The 17858-nt window shown below is 35.5% G+C and carries 19 protein-coding genes; 15 read left to right on the top strand and 4 right to left on the bottom strand.

Features of this window, described 5'->3' with window-relative positions:
* Nucleotides 1-14: 14 nt before the first annotated feature.
* Nucleotides 15-668: a signal peptidase I gene (lepB, locus tag EKM63_RS08065; protein ID WP_225418279.1), complete on the top strand. Its 654-nt coding sequence runs from the start codon at nucleotides 15-17 to the stop codon at nucleotides 666-668.
* A gap of 332 nt (nucleotides 669-1000) precedes the next feature.
* On the opposite strand, the gene EKM63_RS08070 is transcribed toward lepB, so the two are convergent.
* Together EKM63_RS08070 and EKM63_RS08075 are read right to left on the bottom strand one after the other, a co-directional pair.
* Nucleotides 1001-1435, bottom strand: a complete 435-nt coding sequence (locus EKM63_RS08070; protein WP_125705490.1) for a hypothetical protein — start codon at nucleotides 1433-1435, stop codon at nucleotides 1001-1003.
* Between the two features lie 11 nt (nucleotides 1436-1446).
* A complete protein-coding gene (locus tag EKM63_RS08075; RefSeq protein ID WP_125705492.1) occupies nucleotides 1447-1668 on the bottom strand; it encodes a helix-turn-helix transcriptional regulator in 222 nt (73 codons plus the stop codon).
* A gap of 135 nt (nucleotides 1669-1803) precedes the next feature.
* On the opposite strand from EKM63_RS08075, the gene EKM63_RS08080 reads away from it, so the two are divergent.
* The 3 genes from EKM63_RS08080 to EKM63_RS08090 all read left to right on the top strand — a co-directional run bounded on the left by EKM63_RS08080 (nucleotide 1804) and on the right by EKM63_RS08090 (nucleotide 6853).
* The gene (locus tag EKM63_RS08080; protein WP_125705494.1) at nucleotides 1804-3957 is read left to right on the top strand and encodes a M13 family metallopeptidase; all 2154 of its coding nucleotides are present in this window, start codon (nucleotides 1804-1806) and stop codon (nucleotides 3955-3957) included.
* 106 nt (nucleotides 3958-4063) lie between these two features.
* Nucleotides 4064-6226 (top strand): M13 family metallopeptidase, encoded by a 2163-nt coding sequence (locus tag EKM63_RS08085; protein ID WP_125705496.1) that lies wholly within the window; start codon nucleotides 4064-4066, stop codon nucleotides 6224-6226.
* Nucleotides 6227-6238: 12 nt separating this feature from the next.
* A complete protein-coding gene (locus tag EKM63_RS08090; RefSeq protein WP_125705498.1) occupies nucleotides 6239-6853 on the top strand; it encodes a stage II sporulation protein M in 615 nt (204 codons plus the stop codon).
* A 28-nt stretch (nucleotides 6854-6881) separates the two neighbouring features.
* Here EKM63_RS08090 and EKM63_RS11330 read toward each other — a convergent pair whose 3' ends face one another.
* Nucleotides 6882-7034 carry a hypothetical protein gene (locus tag EKM63_RS11330; RefSeq protein WP_153383829.1) on the bottom strand — a complete coding sequence of 51 codons (153 nt, stop codon included), beginning with the start codon at nucleotides 7032-7034 and terminating at the stop codon, nucleotides 6882-6884.
* 503 nt (nucleotides 7035-7537) lie between these two features.
* Here EKM63_RS11330 and EKM63_RS08095 point away from each other — a divergent pair.
* From EKM63_RS08095 to EKM63_RS11335, 7 genes are all read left to right on the top strand, one after another.
* Nucleotides 7538-8827, top strand: coding sequence for a cation:dicarboxylate symporter family transporter (locus tag EKM63_RS08095; RefSeq protein ID WP_191988657.1), 1290 nt, complete (start codon nucleotides 7538-7540; stop codon nucleotides 8825-8827).
* Between the two features lie 56 nt (nucleotides 8828-8883).
* Nucleotides 8884-9333, top strand: a complete 450-nt coding sequence (locus EKM63_RS08100; RefSeq protein WP_125705503.1) for an ASCH domain-containing protein — start codon at nucleotides 8884-8886, stop codon at nucleotides 9331-9333.
* A 637-nt stretch (nucleotides 9334-9970) separates the two neighbouring features.
* On the top strand, nucleotides 9971-11035 hold the full coding sequence (locus EKM63_RS08105; RefSeq protein WP_125705505.1) for a C39 family peptidase: 1065 nt from the start codon (nucleotides 9971-9973) through the stop codon (nucleotides 11033-11035).
* Nucleotides 11036-11060: 25 nt separating this feature from the next.
* Complete coding sequence (locus EKM63_RS08110; protein WP_125705510.1) at nucleotides 11061-12485, top strand: NlpC/P60 family protein; 1425 nt, start codon at nucleotides 11061-11063, stop codon at nucleotides 12483-12485.
* Between the two features lie 171 nt (nucleotides 12486-12656).
* The gene (locus EKM63_RS08115) at nucleotides 12657-13139 is read left to right on the top strand and encodes a hypothetical protein (protein ID WP_125705512.1); all 483 of its coding nucleotides are present in this window, start codon (nucleotides 12657-12659) and stop codon (nucleotides 13137-13139) included.
* Complete coding sequence (locus EKM63_RS08120; protein ID WP_125705514.1) at nucleotides 13136-13618, top strand: hypothetical protein; 483 nt, start codon at nucleotides 13136-13138, stop codon at nucleotides 13616-13618. The genes EKM63_RS08115 and EKM63_RS08120 overlap by 4 nt, the downstream gene beginning before the upstream one ends.
* Before the next feature lie 333 nt (nucleotides 13619-13951).
* Nucleotides 13952-14128 (top strand): hypothetical protein, encoded by a 177-nt coding sequence (locus EKM63_RS11335; protein ID WP_153494334.1) that lies wholly within the window; start codon nucleotides 13952-13954, stop codon nucleotides 14126-14128.
* Between the two features lie 70 nt (nucleotides 14129-14198).
* Here the strand turns inward: EKM63_RS11335 and EKM63_RS08125 are convergent, their stop codons facing one another.
* A complete protein-coding gene (locus tag EKM63_RS08125) occupies nucleotides 14199-14840 on the bottom strand; it encodes an endonuclease III domain-containing protein (RefSeq protein ID WP_125705516.1) in 642 nt (213 codons plus the stop codon).
* 57 nt (nucleotides 14841-14897) lie between these two features.
* Between EKM63_RS08125 and EKM63_RS08130 the strand changes: the two genes are divergently transcribed.
* From EKM63_RS08130 to EKM63_RS08145, 4 genes are all read left to right on the top strand, one after another.
* On the top strand, nucleotides 14898-15233 hold the full coding sequence (locus tag EKM63_RS08130; protein ID WP_125705518.1) for an iron chaperone: 336 nt from the start codon (nucleotides 14898-14900) through the stop codon (nucleotides 15231-15233).
* Nucleotides 15234-15382: 149 nt separating this feature from the next.
* On the top strand, nucleotides 15383-15646 hold the full coding sequence (locus EKM63_RS08135) for a hypothetical protein (protein WP_125705520.1): 264 nt from the start codon (nucleotides 15383-15385) through the stop codon (nucleotides 15644-15646).
* A gap of 163 nt (nucleotides 15647-15809) precedes the next feature.
* Entirely contained in the window at nucleotides 15810-17408 is a 1599-nt protein-coding gene (locus EKM63_RS08140) for an Nramp family divalent metal transporter (protein WP_125705522.1), read from the top strand.
* Nucleotides 17405-17845, top strand: coding sequence for a universal stress protein (locus tag EKM63_RS08145; protein WP_125705524.1), 441 nt, complete (start codon nucleotides 17405-17407; stop codon nucleotides 17843-17845). The genes EKM63_RS08140 and EKM63_RS08145 overlap by 4 nt, the downstream gene beginning before the upstream one ends.
* The last annotated feature ends 13 nt before the right edge of the window (nucleotides 17846-17858 follow it).

Below are 17858 nucleotides of genomic sequence, written 5' to 3' on the forward strand. Positions count from 1 at the left end.
ATGCGAGGGTACGGATGATGAATTCTACTAATAGCAGTGAAAAAGGGATTTTTAGACATAAACGATTAGTTCAAACTATGGTCATTATTGTCTTGATATTTTGTACAGTTTACTTTGGATTTCAGTATATATTTTCGAAAAATTCAATTTCTGGTCCATCAATGCAACCGAATTTTCAAACGGGTAATCGAGTTATTACAGTCCGTCATTCAGGGTTACAGCGTGGAGATATAGTTATTCTGCGTGCTCCTGACAAAAAGAATACATTGTATATCAAACGTATCGTGGGGATGCCGGGAGATAATATTGTTTCGCAGGATAATCGAATGTATATAAATGGGGAACGATATATTGAAAGTTATCTGAAGCAAGGCGGCAAGATGATGGAATCTAAGGACAGCATTTATTCTGATATGTCGTACAGTTATACTTATGATTTTTCTGTCAGGAAATTGGCGGAGTCTCAAGAATGGATCAACATTTATAACAAGCCTTATTTGGCTATGTTGAAGAAAACTGATCGGGTTCCCAAGGGTAGTTATTTTGTGATGGGCGATCATCGAACTATTTCGCGTGATAGTCGGTTGATTGGGTTTATTGATCGGGATGAGATTGTTGGTAGGGTTTCTTTGCGGTATTGGCCTTTGTCTCAGTTTACTGTTTATTAGAGGTTCACTGCCGTACTACGGTTAGGTTTGAGGAGGCGTGGTCGCTGCGAGCTGATCCAAAGCCAAAGTGCGGTCTTTGGATACAATTTTAATCTAGCGACGGCCTTTGCCGTCTCAAGATTAATTCCGCGGCTTTGCCTCCTCAATGCCCTACGTACTGGATAAAGCCCGACAACACACCGGTATTTTTTGTTTATGAGGTAGGTTGTTTTTTTGTGGTTGTATTTCATTTGCTAGTTCAAGGTCAAGTTCAAAAAAGTCCAAGATGCCTTTATCGAGTATTTCTACTCGGTTGGTATCTTGGACTTTTTATATTTTGCTCTTTGCTTAGACTAGTCTTTACTATGTTCAAAATTGTTATTCCGTACACTAAATATGAACATTACTACTGCAATTATGATTCCGAAAACTATCGATAATAATAATTTTTCGTGATTTAGGAAAAAGGTTATTAAGAGAAATACAATTCCAACCAAAATACTGGTTAGTAACATCTTGGTAGTTGATGTTTTGGGCCCTTTTTTCTTTGTTAAATTCATATTTATCATTACAGCTAATGCTACTACCCAAGCTGCTGTGATCGTTAACAGAATAATCAGTTCAACGGTTTCTGCACCAATATTGAAGTAAAAATCACTTAGTATTGCCAAAATTGATACTACGGAAGTTATGAAGAATATATATGTCATCATTTTCCCAACTAGGCTTTCGACATATTCATCGACTGTTCCGACACCTAATAATTTTTTAATCACCCATTTATACATATGTTCCACCCTCAGTCTTTATTTGTTATAGAGAATAGTTCATTGACGTCAACACCTAATACTTTAGCTATTTTTAGAGATAAAAGAATACTGGGATTAAACTTGTTCTTCTCGATCATTAAAATCGATTGACGAGTTACGTCAACAGCATCGGCCAAATCCTGTTGCGACAACTTCTTTTCTTTTCTAAAGTATTTAAGATTGTTGGTTAATTCGAAATCCTGATCAGTCATTTCAACACAACCTTTGTAGTTTTAATATAAATGTTTTTATCCCAAATGTAAACTATACTGTACATTTTATTATATAAATTTGTTAATAATTAATAGAACGAGCATAATTAGACTATTAAATTTTGGGGGCTACTTATGAAAAATAGGGGCGGAATACTTATTTGTACTACTGTTTTGACAATACTCTTGGGGATGAGTGCTGTTACAGAGAATGCGAAAGCTGATACTGTTGCGACTGCTGATCAATCGGTTCAAACGGAGCAAACAACTACTACAGCTTCCGTTAAGGATGATACAAATGTTGTTGTTACTGATTCACAACAAGCAAACTCAACTGATGTACCAACAAAAAATGATGATGCTTTAACAGTGCCTGCACCAGATGTTGACCAACAACCTGGTGGAGATTGGAGTGTTGACCCTTCAACTGCCGCTCCTCAAAATAATTTTTATTATTCTGTTAATAAGGATTGGCTTGACCAACATAAGAATGACAATGATGGTACCGATAATTTTTCAATAATAAATGACAAGACTGAAGATAATTACGAAAAAGATTTGTCAGATATTAGTAAAGGTGATAAAACTGCTGATGTTGCAACGAAACAAGCAGCTGATTACTATCAAAAATATTTAACGACAGTTGAATCTAAGAAAACTAATATTGATTCATTAAAAAAAGATATTCAACAAATTGATTCAATGAAAAATTATTCTGATTTGAACTCAAACATGGATGAACTGATCGATGGTAATTTCGATACTCCGTTTGCCATTTCTGTCACAACTAATTTGAAGGACAACTTAAAAAATAGACTGGCATTTAGTGCAGGAACCACAGATTATACTTTGCCTTTTCTAAGTTTGGATGATGATTCTATTGCATTCAGATCAAAATATTATGAAGAGATGCCAAAACTTTTCAAAATGTTGGGGTACGATGACGTTACCACGAAAGAAATATTAGATAATGCTTTAACATTTGACGATTTAATGTTCAGAAATGAGGATGCTCTATCAGGCGGTCAAGATAATAATCCGGAAGTTGTATCTATCAGTGATTTTGAAAATCATTTTAATAATGTTAATTTTACTGATTATATTAATAAATCATATCCAACTGCTAAAGATGTCGAAATTGATGATTCAACTTTTTACAGTCACTACAACAATGTTATGAGTGCTCCAAACTTTGAGAAAATGAAAGATTGGATGCTTGTTACCAATGTTTTAGATAATTATTATGTCTTCGGTAAAAAGGGTAAGGAAGCTGTCAAAGACTTGATTGCCGATGATCCTTCAACGGACACTGACGAAAATGATGCATTTGAGAATACAAGTAATAATTTCCAAACTGTAATGAGTAAATACTATGCTGGAACTCACGTAAGTGGAGAAACAAAGACTAGGATTGGAAGTTTAATTGATAATATTATTTCTACATACAAAGATAATATTAAAAGTAATTCATGGCTCAGTGATGACGGCAAATCTGAAGTATTAAACAAGTTATCAAAAATTACAGTCAGAATTGGTGGACCAACTGAGATTAAGACGGTTGATGACTATTCTTCATTAAGTTTCCCCAAATATGAAAGCATTTATGACTGGAATAAGGAAATTCAACTTTATCGAGCAAAAATTGGAAAGCAAGATTTTGATACAACGAACGAGAGAGGTATCTGGGAAATGCCTGTCTATCAAACAAATGCCTATTATGAACCAGCTGACAACAGTATCAATGTTCTAGCGGCAATTCTGCAGGAACCTTTCTATTCGGAAAATTATTCTGACAGTCAATTGTATGGTTCAATGGGTGCAATAATTGGTCACGAAATTTCTCATGGATTTGATAATAATGGCTCAAACTTCGATGCCAATGGAAACTATCGTGATACATGGGCAGCTGCGGATAGAGCTAAATTTGACGATTTGACTAAGAAATTAGTCGATGAATATGATGGTATTCAGTTCGATTCACTAGTCGAAAATGGTGAACAGACTCTGGGTGAGAACATCGCTGATAATGGTGGAGTAAATGTCGCCTTACAAGTAGCAAAATCATTACCTAATTTCAACGCGAAAGAATTCTTCTCTTCTTGGGCATCTAACTGGCGTATGATTTCAGGTCCAATTACTGAGATTAAATATGAAACAAATGAACATTCGATCGGACCACTAAGAGCAAATGTTGTTGTACAAAATATCCCTGATTTTTATACTGCATTTAATGTTAAACAAGGAGATGCAATGTGGTTAGATCCAAGTAAACGAGTACGTATTTGGTAGAAAAAAGTTTTGAAGATTAATTTCTTCAAAACTTTTTTTTATAATCTGATTTGTGAAAGGTGGCTATCTCGTGCATAATTAAATTATTAAAACTTGGGGGCGGCTTATGAAATATAGGGGCGGATTATTTATTTGTACGACTGTTTTGACGATTCTTTTGGGGATGAGTGCAGTCGCTGATAATGCAAAAGCAGACACTGTTGCGACTACTGATTCAACGGTTCAAACTGAACAAACTACTACAGTAAAACCAGATAAAGACGATACTAATGTTGATACGTTAGACCCACAACAAGTTAATACTAATGAGGATTCGGCAAAGGGAATTGATGATTCGTTAACAATTACTACTCCTGAAGTTGAACAAAAACCAGGTGGAGATTGGAAAGTTCATCCTTCAGAAGCCACTCCAAAAAATAATTTCTATTATTATGCTAATAAAGATTGGCTTGCAGAACATAAAGATGATGACGATGGAACTTCAGACGCATCGTTATTACAACTTCAAATTGCAAAAGATTTTGAAAATGATTTGTCCAATATCTCTGCGGGAAAGGAAACAGCTGATTCAGCAACTAAAAGTGCAGCTGATTACTACACCAAATATCTTGATACTGTAAATTCAAGTGATGTAAAAATTGATTCGTTCAAAGATGATATGAACAAGATTTATAATATGAAGGATTTTTCTGATTTTAATTCACAGCTTGGCGAGTTGATTGATGGAAAGTACAATTTGCCTTTCGATTTGGTGATAGGTGTCAATTATGCAAATAACTCCAAGAATAGACTTAATTTTGGCATGAAAGTCCCCAAGCAGATGATTCCTATGTTGGATTTGGATTCAGATAGTATTGCGTACAGATCGAAGTATTATGAGGATTTGCCGAAGCTGTTCAAGCTACTGGGTTATGACGAAGTTACATCGAAACATATTCTGGATAATGCACTGACATTTGATGACCTACTCTACAACAACTCTGACATCGAATCCATTGATGACCAGATGGCAAATCCAATTGTTATGGATATCAATGATTTTGAAAATCATTTTAAGAATGTAGATTTAGCTGACTATATCAAGAAGTCTTATCCAACTGCTACGGATGCTCAAATAACTGATAAATTATTTTTCGATAATTTCAATCAAATGATGAGCCAATCTTACTTTGAAAAAATGAAAGATTGGATGTTGGTCACAAACGTTTTTGACAATTATTATGTCTTTGGAAAACAAGGAAGAGATGCGGTCAAAGATTTACTTTTTGATGATCCTTCGAATGCATCAACTCCGAAAGATGATGCATACAATAGTACTTCCACATTATTTCAAACAGTAATGAGTATATATTATGGGAAGAAAAATATCAGCGAGAAGACTATTTCTCGAGTTGATAATGTTATAAAAAATATTGTTTCAGCCTATAAAGAACGAATCCAGAATAATTCATGGATGAGCGCTGAGGGTAAGACGAATGTTTTGAGGAAACTTTCCAAGATTCAAATCAACGTTGGTTATCCTAAGACAATTACGGCAATTGATGATTACAAATCTCTTGGCTTATCTAAAATGGACAACATTTACGATATGACAAAAGCTATAAATATGTATCGTTCTAAAGTTGCTAAGACAGACTTTGATACGTCAAATGAAAAAGGTATTTGGTTGATGCCAACGTATACTTTCAATGCTTTTTATAATCGTTCCTCCAATAGTATTAACGTCTTAGCTGGTATTTTGAAGGAACCTAATTATTCAGAGAATTATTCGGATAGCCAATTATATGGGAGCCTTGGTGTAATAATTGGGCATGAAATTTCTCATGCTTTTGATAACTCCGGCTCACACTATGACGAAAATGGAAACTACCGTGATACTTGGACAGATGAAGATCGCGCCAACTTTACTACTTTGGTTCAAAAGATGATCAATGAGTATGACGGAATTCCGTTCAATAGTATTATTGTCAATGGTATGCAGACCGTGGGCGAAAATATGGCTGATAATGGTGGGATGAATGTTTCACTTCAGGTTGCCAAATCATTACCAGACTTTGATGCAAAAGAATTTTTCACTGCTTGGGCAAAAGATTGGCCTATGGTTGATGGACCAATGATAGAGTTGAGATATTCATTCGATCCACATACAATTTCACCAATCAGAACAAATGTAGCTTTGCAAAATATCGACGACTTTTACACGACATACAACATCAAGCAAGGAGACCCAATGTGGTTGGATCCTAGTCAACGTGTAAATATTTGGTAAGAGGAGGCCCTTATGAAAGACTTACGTAGTTCAGTCTCGGCAACTTTGAAAAGCCGTGACCTCCATGTACTTGCATTGAAGTTTTTTGCGTTCTTTGTAGGTGTATCTTTAATTACATTTTTGGTATTATTAATTGTTCATCCATCTTTAAATTCAATTTTGACAGATATTTCAAAGTCAAAAAGTGGGACTGAAGATATGACTGGATTTGCATTGATGATCGAGTATTTTGTTAATAATGCGTTTAAAGTTAATTTTCAAATGTTCTATCTTTCGCTGATACTGGTTCCATTTATTTATCTGTTACCAATTATTCTGACTTCGGCATTAACCGGAGCAGTATTCTACTTTCCAATCGTGTTGCCAAAATTGTCGTTCGCAACATTGGCGGCGGGATTTTCCATCCATTGGATATTGGAGCTTTTGGGATATTGCATATTCATAGCTGCTTTATATCCATTTCAGAAAATTCTGAGAAAACAATTCTTTAATTTGTTTAAACATAAAGCATCTCTTTCAGCATTGAAAACACCAGCAATTAATTTGCTGACAGTCTATGTGTTTGCAGTAGTTCCAATCATGCTGGTTGCTGCAGCATTAGAAGCGTTTGTTTCTTCACGTTTATAAAGTAAAAAAGCTTTGAAGATTAATTTCTTCAAAGCTTTTTGTTTAAATCCTTCATCAGCTCATTAATGGAATCAAATTGTGTATGGTTGTTGTCGTAATACTCATTTCGGGCATTGTTATTGTCTGCCATTATTGTATCTAATTTTGAATTGATATTAGATGAATATTTCTTATCGGACATAATACCTCCTAGTTACTTTTTGGTTTGTCATAGTGAATCAAACAATACATTATCAAATAAAATACCGAGATTGCTAATCCATACAATTCAAATCCTTTAAAACATAAGAAGAAAAATGTTAAGAGAAGGAATATAGAAACCCCGGGAGCAAATCTGTGTTTTACTATTGGGAAATGTTCCATAAAGTATTTTCGATTAAATATGTAAATACAGGATAAGATAATAAAGACAACTAGCGGAAGCATTACGATGGTAAACTTTGAACCCAAAACTTGGAATGCCGTAATAAGTAAGGCAATATATACTATAAACTGTGAATAGTCTTTTAATGTCAGATCTCTCATAAGAACATCTCCTCTACAATTATTATGTTACTTATATTATATATGAATTAGAACTGGGTAACCGCTTTATTCAAATTAAAGCAATTCTAAATTTATTAAATTATACTAACTTTACCTGCAATTTTTGATATAATTGATAAAGCAAGTTTTTCTAAGGGGATGTACACATTGCAAAGGCGACGTTATTTTCGCATAAGTTTAGGATGGCAAATCATTATTGGTCTTGTTCTGGGTATTATTTTGGGACAAATTTTTTACCATAATAAAGCAGCTATTCAAATCATGCAGAACATCGGTACGATGTTTATTAGTTTGATTCAAATGATTGTTTTGCCAATCGTTATTTCATGTTTGACGGTTGGTATTGCAAATATGGGAGATATTAAAAAGCTTGGTAGAATTGGTGCCAAGACTTTGATCTATTTCGAAGTTATGACTACTTTGGCTATTATCATTGGTATTGTTGTTGCCAATGTTACTCATCCAGGTAGTTATATCAACATTCATGATCTACAGAGTTCAGATATTTCTCAATACACAAGTAGTGCCAAAACTGCTGAACAAGGTGGTATTTGGTCGGTCCTAATGGGTATTATCCCAACAAATATATTTGCATCAATGGGTAAAGGTGACATGTTGCCTGTTATCTTCTTCTCAGTATTCTTCGGTCTAGGAACCGCAGCTATTGGAGAACAAGGTAAAATCATCACTCAGTTTTTGGATGCAACCGCAAATGTTATGTTCAAAGTTACTAACTGGGTCATGAGAGTCGCTCCAATTGGTGTCTGCGCATTGATCGGTGTTACCGTTGGTGAGATGGGATTTGAAGCTCTCAAGCCATTAGGATTATTTATCGTGATTGCCTATGCAACTATGGCATTCTTCGTTTTCGTGATTATGGCAGTAGTTGGTCGTATGTTCCATGTTAAATTCTACGAACTATTCAGAATCATTGAAAATGAGGTTGTTCTCGCATTTACGACTGCTAGTTCTGAAGCAGCTTTGCCAAAGATGATGGAAAAAATGCAAAAATATGGTGCAACCAAAGGTATAGTTTCATTTGTTATCCCAACTGGATATACATTCAACCTTGATGGTTCCGCTATTTATCAGTCATTAGCCGCATTATTCTTAGCTCAGGCATATCACATCAACTTGTCGATCGGACAACAGATCACATTGATAGTTGTGTTGATGTTGACATCTAAAGGTATGGCTGGTGTTCCCGGTGCATCATTTGTTGTATTGTTAGCAACGATTTCGACCATCGGAGTACCAATGGCAGGATTAACGTTTATCGCCGGTATTGACCGTTTAGTGGATATGGGTCGTACAGCTGTTAACGTTGTCGGTAATTCACTAGCTACAATCATTATTGCCAAAAGTGAAAATGAATTTGATGAAGAAAAACGAGAAAAGTATGTCGCCTCGTATACACGTGGTGACTAAAATAAAAGCTTGGATTCCGTTGAGGATCCGAGCTTCTTTCAAAGGAGTTAAATAATATGAATTCAGAAGAATATTGGCAAAAGTTTTGTCAGGAAACGAATACAGATCCAAATTCCGTTCATGTATCTTGGTCATTTGGTTATGGTGAAGAAGTCGCAGATGAATTGTTAACATTAGTAAAACAGGGAGTGAAGAGGGCGACCACTTCTGCGTTTGATTTATATGAAAAAGATGACTACGTTCCTAAAGCTGGAGATTACAATATAATCCTCGATGGAAGAGGTAATCCTGGTTGTGTGACTCAAACAAAAGTTTCAGAAGTAGTTCCTTTTAAAAATGTAACTGCTGAGCATGCTTTTCTTGAAGGAGAAGGGGATAAGACTTTGGATTATTGGAGAAAAGTTCATACAGAATTTTTCAAAAAGGAATATTCTGCGGTGGGTAAGACATTCAATGATAATATTTCATGCCTGTGTGAATATTTTGAACTGAAATACATTGATTAGTTTTCGGTAATGGTTGGATATACGCATATGGCATGATATAATTCAGTTGTATTCATGCGAAAGAAAAAGACAAGCTACGTCAATAGCTTGCCTTTACACAGCCGTTTATAAAACGGTGACTTGTTAAGTGATGTAGACCCTAACTCGTCAAAGTTATTGAGGGTCTACTTTTTTAATTCCTGTATCAACGCTTTCCAAGCAGCAATCACTGATGTAATGGTTTTTAGGAATACTAATATTCCTAAAGTACAACCTATTACAAGAATGATCACTGCTGGTACCACATTCAGGATCGTAGTCATGCTTCTCCTTTCTCTTGGATGGTATTTATTGTTTCTCCTATTCAAATTTCTGATAGGCAACACCTCGATTAAGAACAAGCCACCGCTCTTTAAACTTCTGTATGCTGAAAAGCGTACCACATCACATGGTATATAGATATAAAAACATTTACAATGTATAAACTCGTACTTTATACAAACTATTCAAACCTTGATGCAAATTTTGCATCAAGGCTTTTTGTTTCAAAAAAATACCGGTGTAGACCAGAATTATATTGACGAATATCTTCTATACTATTACAGTTTAATTATGAATATTTTTATAAAACTTTAGGGAACTATATTATGGGGGAAATATGAAGAGAACAATTAAGTACGCAGTCAGTGCGGGAATCTTATTTTCACTCGGAATTTTTTCGATTCCTTCTATAGTACATGCTGATCAAGCTCAGCAGACTACTAGTGAATCTGGCGAAGTAACTAATGTGACTCCTGCAACTACGGATGTTGACGGGGTGTTCACGGTTGGTGACCAAACTGCACCTTTGACTGATGCAACTGGTGTATCAACTAGTAATCGTAGTCTGTCACCTGATAGTGCTTGGTACACTGATAAGTTGGCAACTTCCTCAACAGGTAATACTTATTACCGTGTTTCGACTGAGGAATATGTGAATTCAACGGCGGGTGTGTTTACAAGTAATGTCAGTAACTATGATGCAACGGCTTCAATCGTGTATAAGAAGGGTGCAAGTGTTCACACCTTTAATAATTATGGTGATAACGCTTCTTATACAGGTAATAATGTCGATACTGATACCACTTGGAAAATCGATAAGAAAGCTAATAAGAATGGAAAAAATTGGTATGAGATCGGTAATAATGTCTGGGTTCCTCAAGATTATTTGGTAGTTGAAAATGCTCCAGATATGAAGAGTGCTGACTGGATCAGTGGTGTTCCGATGATCTCTCAACGTCCAGAATTGCCAAATGGCTGTGAGATAACTGCAGTTACGATGATGCTTCAATATGGCGGTGCTAATGTTAACAAGATGCAATTGGCTCAAGAAATGCCAAGAAGCAGTGATCCTAATTATGGATATATCGGTCAACCTTGGGATAATACCGGGATAACGATTTTCCCATCAGCGTTGATGAACTTAGTCGAAAAATATGCTGGTAGTGCCAAGGATTTGACTGGTTCAAATCTTGATGCCATCAAGTATCAAATCAACATCGGCCATCCAGTTGTTACTTGGAACACGCTTCACGGTTTTCCATATCACGCACTTGTAGTTACGGGGTACGATTCACAGTATGTTTACTACAATGATTGTTGGACTAACCAAACGACACGAATGGATATCAATACCTTTGTTGCCAATTGGAATACACAATCACGCAGAGCAATTAGTTATTAATTTTATATAGGGGATGTAATTTAGGATGAAAAATAGACATAAAATTATTCTTTTTAGCAATTTAATTTTAGCTGGAATTTCAGTTGGACTTTTACAAAATAACGTGAAAGCTGATGCAACGGATACCGCAGTTAACACTGAAAATGTGCAACCAGTAGCAACGCAAGATGCCGCTACAACTAATTTAGAAGCAACGGAAGTTACTACTTCAAATACAGAAAATAATACTCAAGCAGCAACGAATGATCAGTCTGTTCAGACTCAAGCAAACACTGCTGAAGCAACTGATCAACCTATCACTTCACCTGTTGTTGATGGTGTTGTTACCACTGGAAACGAACAATCGAATCTTTACGATGCACAAGGTACTAGATTGACTGTCAGCTTGGCAGCAAATAGTGGCTGGGTCACTGATCAAAAGCTTTCTACTCAAGCAGGCTCACAATATTATCGTGTAAGTACAAATGCTTTCGTCAATGCTACTGACGTAACTTTGACATTTGGACATCCAAACAGTGGCGTCGTTCGTACTCAAGGTTGGGGTGCAAAGACTTATACTCGTACCGATACTGATTTCGTTGATTCAGGTGCCGCAAGTCTTGGTGCAAATACAAGTTGGCAATATGCTCGTACTGATGACTTGAACGGCCTTACATATTACATGGTCGGAAATAATGCTTGGATCAATTCTAACGATGCAACAACTGCACCACTTTACCAAAATCCAGCTGGCTGGCTACAAATTTCTAACACACAGATCCAACCAGAAGGTAACGTTGGTTATGACTTATACAGCGGCGTTGAAGGTATCAAAGTTTGGAAAGTAAGAAAGTATTTCGGACTTTCAAATAGCCATACAATTTATGATTCATCAGTTATCAGCCGAGTAAGAAATGTGCAAGCAAATGCTGGTTTGCCAGTAACAGGTGTTACTGATTTACCAACATGGCGTGCAATGGGATTCTCAGATGAGGACTGGTATGGAATCGATTCATACATTGCTCCATTACAAACAAATGCTAATAGTTCACGTTCAGATCACGTTGAAGCAATGATCAATCAAGCAACAAAATATATCGGCCAACCTTGGGTCTCTGGTGCTGCCAGCTCACCTTGGTACGGAGTTGATTGTTCAGGATTAGTTACCCAAGCAATGTACGCTTCAGGAATTAACCCATCACCAGTTGGATCAATCCAACATGCTCAACCAGGCCACGAATGGAATAGTCGTGACATGTGGACAGATGGGAGAATGCCACATATTCCTTCATCACAAAGACAACGTGGTGATTTAGTATTCTTCACAGATCCATCAACTGGAATTATCTGGCACGTAGGTATCTTGCTAGATGCTAATACCATGATTGATTCATGGCCAGGAACAGTTGGTAGATCATCAATTTACTCTAATAAAGGTAATATTGCTGGATTTGCTCGTGTATTTTCATAAAATTAATATACGGAAAAGAGTCACATCATTTGATGTGGCTCTTTTGTTACTGAAAAATATTGTTCTTATTTATAAATATTGTTATATTAAAAACATCGTGTTAATTTCGTAATTATTATTGGGGAATAATCGGGGAGAAAATAATATGAAAGTAATGTCTGGGGATATGGTATGACCAACAAGAAGAAATCAATAATTTCAGTGACAATTTTGGTGACTATTGTTTTAATAGGGTCCATTATATTTGGGATTGATAAATTCAAGAATCACCAGAAAGAAGAACGAATTCAACAAGAAAAATTTCATAAGAATGTTGAGAACAAAATAGTCGAAAATATCTGTAAAAAATTTACTGGAATTAAAAGTGTTACTTTCACAAACGTATCCACTAATCATTCTAATAGTGGTTATACATACTCTTTTTTTGTTAATAATGAGAATTCGGCCCATAAGAGGGAATATCTATGGGATTATATGGTGCTAGGCGATAAGACTTTGGCCAGTATGGGATATCCAAATAAGGGCAGTTTTGCATTTAGAAATACTAGTAATTCAGACAGTGATGTTCCACAAAAATATCTACGTTCAAATCCTTTGAAGAAATTTGATATAAGCAAGATAAAAATAAATTATAGATTGAGAGTAGATAAATGACCAACAATAAGAAAATGATTATCTCAGTTGAAATTTTGGTGGCCGTTATTATAGTCGGATCCGTTATATTTGGAATTTTTAAATTTCATCAACATCAAGTCGACCAAAGAATACAAGAGGAACAGTTTCATAGAGAATCAGAACGTAAGATTGTCAGACAAGTTGTTAGGGAATATGAAGGAATCGAGAGTGTGACATTTACTTTTGTAAGTCCAGAAGCATTTGGCGGTGGTTATACTTATTCATTTTATGTTAATGATGAAAAACCAAACAAAAATGGCGATACCCTGTGGAGCACAGACATTGATTACGATAAGACCATTGGTACTGAGAGCTTCCCAAGGAAGGGATCGTACGCTGATAAAAGCGATAAAGACCTTACTTGGGTCACCGAATCAAAGTACTTTCGCTCTAAGCCATTGAAAAAGGTTGATATTAGTAATGTGAAAATTCATTATAGAGTGAAGGCAGACAAATAATCAGCTGAACACTATGACGGCTAATAATAAAATAAATGATGATTACATCGAGAAATTTATTGTTGAACATGTTTCACTTGATCTTGAGCAATGCTTTTATATAATCTGATGTCTACATCAGTAATGTGTAATTACAAATGTATACTCAGTATATTGATTTAGATTTGTTGGACCACGTCGTGTCATGATTGAATCATTTTTTTGAATTATTTTAATATATAACAACAGAACTCGCCATAATTGATATTATTATGGTGGGTTCTTTTTAAAATCAAAATGTAAATATAATACAAAGTATTATTAAAAAACATCGATACTCAGAGGTATAAACTTATGAAAATGCCAGCAAATAACTTGAAACACCCAATGACTAAGAATGAATTGAATAAGGTTATAAAAAATATGCATGAATTTTCGTTTGATGATGAGAATAAAATCCGAGAAAACGTAAATGGAATTTTGGGTAATCCACAAGTATTTTCAATTGTTAAAAAACTTTCAAAAAAATGAAATGATTTTTTTTTATAAAAGGACCCACCAATTTAGAAAAACTGGTGTTGTTTTAAATTAGTATTCGATTCTACTTATTCGAATTAACATTCTCAGGCAATTCCAAAATATAGTCATCAAAAAAGTCAGATTTTGGTTTTCCAAACTCATCTAGCAAGGCGTGAAATTCACCGGCTTCATCAGGTGTGAAGTCGAAATCTTGTTCAACTTGATTCTTCAATTCCATATACTTAGGTTTTATATTGAAGGCTTTCATATTCTTGAATAGTCGCATTGTATAGTTATCAGCAACAAAAGTTGAACGATCAAAATAGTACAATAACAAGACATCGGCCGTTTCATTGCCGATGCCTTTTAACTTTAATAGTTGTTTGCGTAAATCTTTCGTTGAAAGCTTGGACCATTCATCAAAGTTATCTCGGTAGGCGGTCAACAATGATCTGACATAGATTGCTTTATTATGGAAGAAACCACTTGGTTGGATCAGTTCTTCCATTTCTTCCAGACTCAGATTCAACATTTTATCTAGTTGAAAACCGGTCTTATCCTGCAAATTCACTAAAGAACGATCAGCATTTTTCCAGTTAGTATTTTGTATCAACACCATTCCCGTCAGCATTTCCTCGGTACTATCAGCAGGCCACCAGTTTTGTCGCCCCAATTCTTTTTGAAGTATTTCGAATAATGTCCTTATGTTAATTGTTTTTGACAAGCTAAATCTCCTTAATATAGGTTACAATTAGTTTAATATTTAAAGTGAGGTTAAATTATGGATGCACTTCAAACATACATCAAACGTTTCGATGATGACAAGGATAAACAATTAGCTATTAAAATGAATGAAATTATTTCTGAAGTTTTACCTGATGCTGAAGTCCGTATTTCGTATGACTTAGTTGGTTATTTTCAACCAAAACAAATCTGTTTCTTCGGTATTCAAAGCAAACATATTGGATTCTATCCAACTACTAAACCAATTGCTGAGTTTGCGGATGAGATACAGTCATATTTGAGCGGAAAGACGACCTTACGTTTTCCAAAAAATGAAGATAAAATCCCCGCTGATCTCATCCAACGGATTGCGGTCTATAATCTCAACAATTAACCGCTTTCAATCAAATGCAAAATCCTCAAAAATAAATGTCTAATAATTAACAATTTCAAATGTAATATTAAAATTATGCTGATTTTGAACATTTGTTTGCCTTACTATGGTAGGATGTAAATTGAAATCAATAATGGTGGGGATAGGGTATGCAAATAGCATTAATTTTACTTGGTTCTATAATTGCTTTATTAATGGAAAAATACATTTTTGCGAATAATAAACGTGCTTGGTTAGGCGCTATTATTCCAATATCATCGATTATTCTTGTTACTTGGCTTTTAGTTTCTGCACGTATGACTTGGGGATTAGCTGATCTTATCATTGGCGCATTATTCGTGTTCTTCAATTTCATCTTTTGGAGTCAAGGGAACAGTCTTTATCACAGACGTAGAGTTAGAAATTCATACTAAAATATAAAATTACGATGCTGTCCAGAAATGGACAGCATTTTTTTGTTGCTACTGGGATATAAATTTAGTCATTTTTGGATAGTTAGGTTATCCTAACTAGATACTTTGCCTGTCTTAATATGGTGCTATTATGTGCTCGATTGAGAACAAAGGAGGTACCAAAATGAATAAGATCGAACAACCACGCAAACGTAAACTGATCGAATACGCCAATGGTCCTTCACTTGAAGAAATAAATAGCACGGTGGAGGTTCCAAAGGGAAAAGGTTTCGTAAAAACTCTTCTGGCATATTCGGGGCCAGGTGCTCTGATTGCGGTTGGATATATGGATCCTGGTAACTGGTCAACTTCAATTACCGGTGGTCAAAATTTTGAATATTTACTAATGTCTGTGATACTTATTTCTAGTTTAGTTGCCATGTTATTACAATATATGGCTGCTAAACTAGGAATTGTAACACAAATGGACCTTGCTCAAGCGATTCGTGCTAGAACGAGCAAACCATTAGGCATAACACTTTGGATCATGACAGAATTTGCTATTATGGCGACAGATATTGCCGAAGTAATTGGTGCGGCAATCGCCCTATATTTACTGTTTCATATTCCATTGGTAATCGCAGTATTCATTACTGTATTTGATGTTTTACTATTATTACTTTTAACAAAAATTGGTTTCAGAAAAATCGAAGCCATTGTTGTATGTCTTATTTTAGTTATTATTTTTGTCTTTGCTTACCAAGTTGCCTTGTCACAACCTAACTGGTTGGGTGTAATCAAAGGTATCGTTCCTAACGCAAAAACATTTTCTCAATCACCACATATCGGTGGTGAAACTCCATTAACAGGAGCCTTAGGTATCATCGGTGCGACAGTTATGCCACATAATTTATACTTACATTCAGCAATTTCTCAAACAAGAAAGATTGATCACAGCGACAAGAAACAAGTTGCTCAATCTGTAAAATTTGCTGCATGGGATTCAAATATTCAATTAACAGCAGCATTTTTCGTCAACGCTTTGTTACTAGTAATGGGTGTTGCAGTTTTCAAGAGCGGTGCAGTTAAAGATCCATCATTCTTCGGATTATTTGATGCTTTATCAAATACTTCAACTCTAAGCAATGGCTTGTTAGTAAGTGTAGCAAAGTCAGGTATTCTTTCAACATTGTTCGCCGTTGCCTTACTAGCTTCTGGTCAAAACTCAACTATCACTGGTACTTTGACCGGACAAGTAATCATGGAAGGTTTCGTACATATGCGGATGCCACTCTGGTTACGTCGATTAGTCACAAGAGTTATTTCTGTAATTCCAGTTTTAATTTGTGTATCTTTAACAAGTGGTAAGAGTGCGATCGATGAACATATTGCTTTGAACGACTTAATGAACAATTCACAAGTATTCTTAGCCTTCGCCTTACCATTCTCAATGTTGCCATTATTGTTGATGACCGACAGTGAGACCGAAATGGGTAAACAATTCAAGAACTCACTTTGGGTAAAATTACTCGGTTGGTTGTCAGTTATCGGATTAACTTATTTAAATATGATTGGCTTACCTGCACAAATAGAAGCATTCTTTGGTGATAATCCAAGCAAATCACAAATTGCTTTGGCAGATAATATTGCCTATGTCTTGATTGTCTTGGTAGTCTTGATGCTAGTTTGGACAGTCGTAGAGCTATATCGTGGCAATAAAAAATATGCTTCAAAAGTAAAAGAAGCTGAAGAAGAAAAATTAGTTGGGAGTGAACAGCAATGATCACAAAAACTTTCAATAATATTTTAGTGGCAGTCGATGACACAGCCGACGCACAACTTGCTTTTGACTATGCGATCCACCGTGCCAAGAATGAAGATGCCAAACTTAATATCGTCTCTATTTTAGAAGTAAATAATATCAATGCTTACGAGATTTTGGATAAAGAATTCATGGAGCAAAAGCGTGAACATTTGGAAGAACGAATCTTGGATTACGAAAAGGAAGCTAAGGATGCTGGTGTAAAAGACGTTTCCGGTGTAACTGCTGAAGGTGACGATGAAGCCGGCGAGATAATCGTTAAGAAAATTATTCCTGATGTTGATCCAGATTTGTTGATTGTTGGTTCTAAGACAAAACAGGGTTTGCCACGGTTGTTAGGCAGTCAGGCTAGTTATATGGTACGTTTTTCTCCTGTTTCTGTTTTGGTTGTAAGGTAGTGTTTTACTGCCG

The organism is Companilactobacillus mishanensis (assembly GCF_003946505.1).
Lineage (GTDB): Bacteria > Bacillota > Bacilli > Lactobacillales > Lactobacillaceae > Companilactobacillus > Companilactobacillus mishanensis.

What these genes read in the sequence shown, in the direction of transcription:
- EKM63_RS08115 (WP_125705512.1), top strand. Translation starts at nt 12,657, where the DNA reads ATGACCAACAAGAAGAAATCAATAATTTCAGTGACAATTTTGGTGACT.
- lepB (WP_225418279.1), top strand. Translation starts at nt 15, where the DNA reads ATGATGAATTCTACTAATAGCAGTGAAAAAGGGATTTTTAGACATAAA.
- EKM63_RS08090 (WP_125705498.1), top strand. Translation starts at nt 6,239, where the DNA reads ATGAAAGACTTACGTAGTTCAGTCTCGGCAACTTTGAAAAGCCGTGAC.
- EKM63_RS08105 (WP_125705505.1), top strand. Translation starts at nt 9,971, where the DNA reads ATGAAGAGAACAATTAAGTACGCAGTCAGTGCGGGAATCTTATTTTCA.
- EKM63_RS08135 (WP_125705520.1), top strand. Translation starts at nt 15,383, where the DNA reads ATGCAAATAGCATTAATTTTACTTGGTTCTATAATTGCTTTATTAATG.
- EKM63_RS08070 (WP_125705490.1), bottom strand. Translation starts at nt 1,435, where the DNA reads ATGTATAAATGGGTGATTAAAAAATTATTAGGTGTCGGAACAGTCGAT.
- EKM63_RS08075 (WP_125705492.1), bottom strand. Translation starts at nt 1,668, where the DNA reads ATGACTGATCAGGATTTCGAATTAACCAACAATCTTAAATACTTTAGA.
- EKM63_RS08120 (WP_125705514.1), top strand. Translation starts at nt 13,136, where the DNA reads ATGACCAACAATAAGAAAATGATTATCTCAGTTGAAATTTTGGTGGCC.
- EKM63_RS08085 (WP_125705496.1), top strand. Translation starts at nt 4,064, where the DNA reads ATGAAATATAGGGGCGGATTATTTATTTGTACGACTGTTTTGACGATT.
- EKM63_RS08145 (WP_125705524.1), top strand. Translation starts at nt 17,405, where the DNA reads ATGATCACAAAAACTTTCAATAATATTTTAGTGGCAGTCGATGACACA.
- EKM63_RS11330 (WP_153383829.1), bottom strand. Translation starts at nt 7,034, where the DNA reads ATGTCCGATAAGAAATATTCATCTAATATCAATTCAAAATTAGATACA.
- EKM63_RS08130 (WP_125705518.1), top strand. Translation starts at nt 14,898, where the DNA reads ATGGATGCACTTCAAACATACATCAAACGTTTCGATGATGACAAGGAT.
- EKM63_RS08140 (WP_125705522.1), top strand. Translation starts at nt 15,810, where the DNA reads ATGAATAAGATCGAACAACCACGCAAACGTAAACTGATCGAATACGCC.
- EKM63_RS11335 (WP_153494334.1), top strand. Translation starts at nt 13,952, where the DNA reads ATGAAAATGCCAGCAAATAACTTGAAACACCCAATGACTAAGAATGAA.
- EKM63_RS08110 (WP_125705510.1), top strand. Translation starts at nt 11,061, where the DNA reads ATGAAAAATAGACATAAAATTATTCTTTTTAGCAATTTAATTTTAGCT.
- EKM63_RS08080 (WP_125705494.1), top strand. Translation starts at nt 1,804, where the DNA reads ATGAAAAATAGGGGCGGAATACTTATTTGTACTACTGTTTTGACAATA.
- EKM63_RS08095 (WP_191988657.1), top strand. Translation starts at nt 7,538, where the DNA reads ATGTACACATTGCAAAGGCGACGTTATTTTCGCATAAGTTTAGGATGG.
- EKM63_RS08100 (WP_125705503.1), top strand. Translation starts at nt 8,884, where the DNA reads ATGAATTCAGAAGAATATTGGCAAAAGTTTTGTCAGGAAACGAATACA.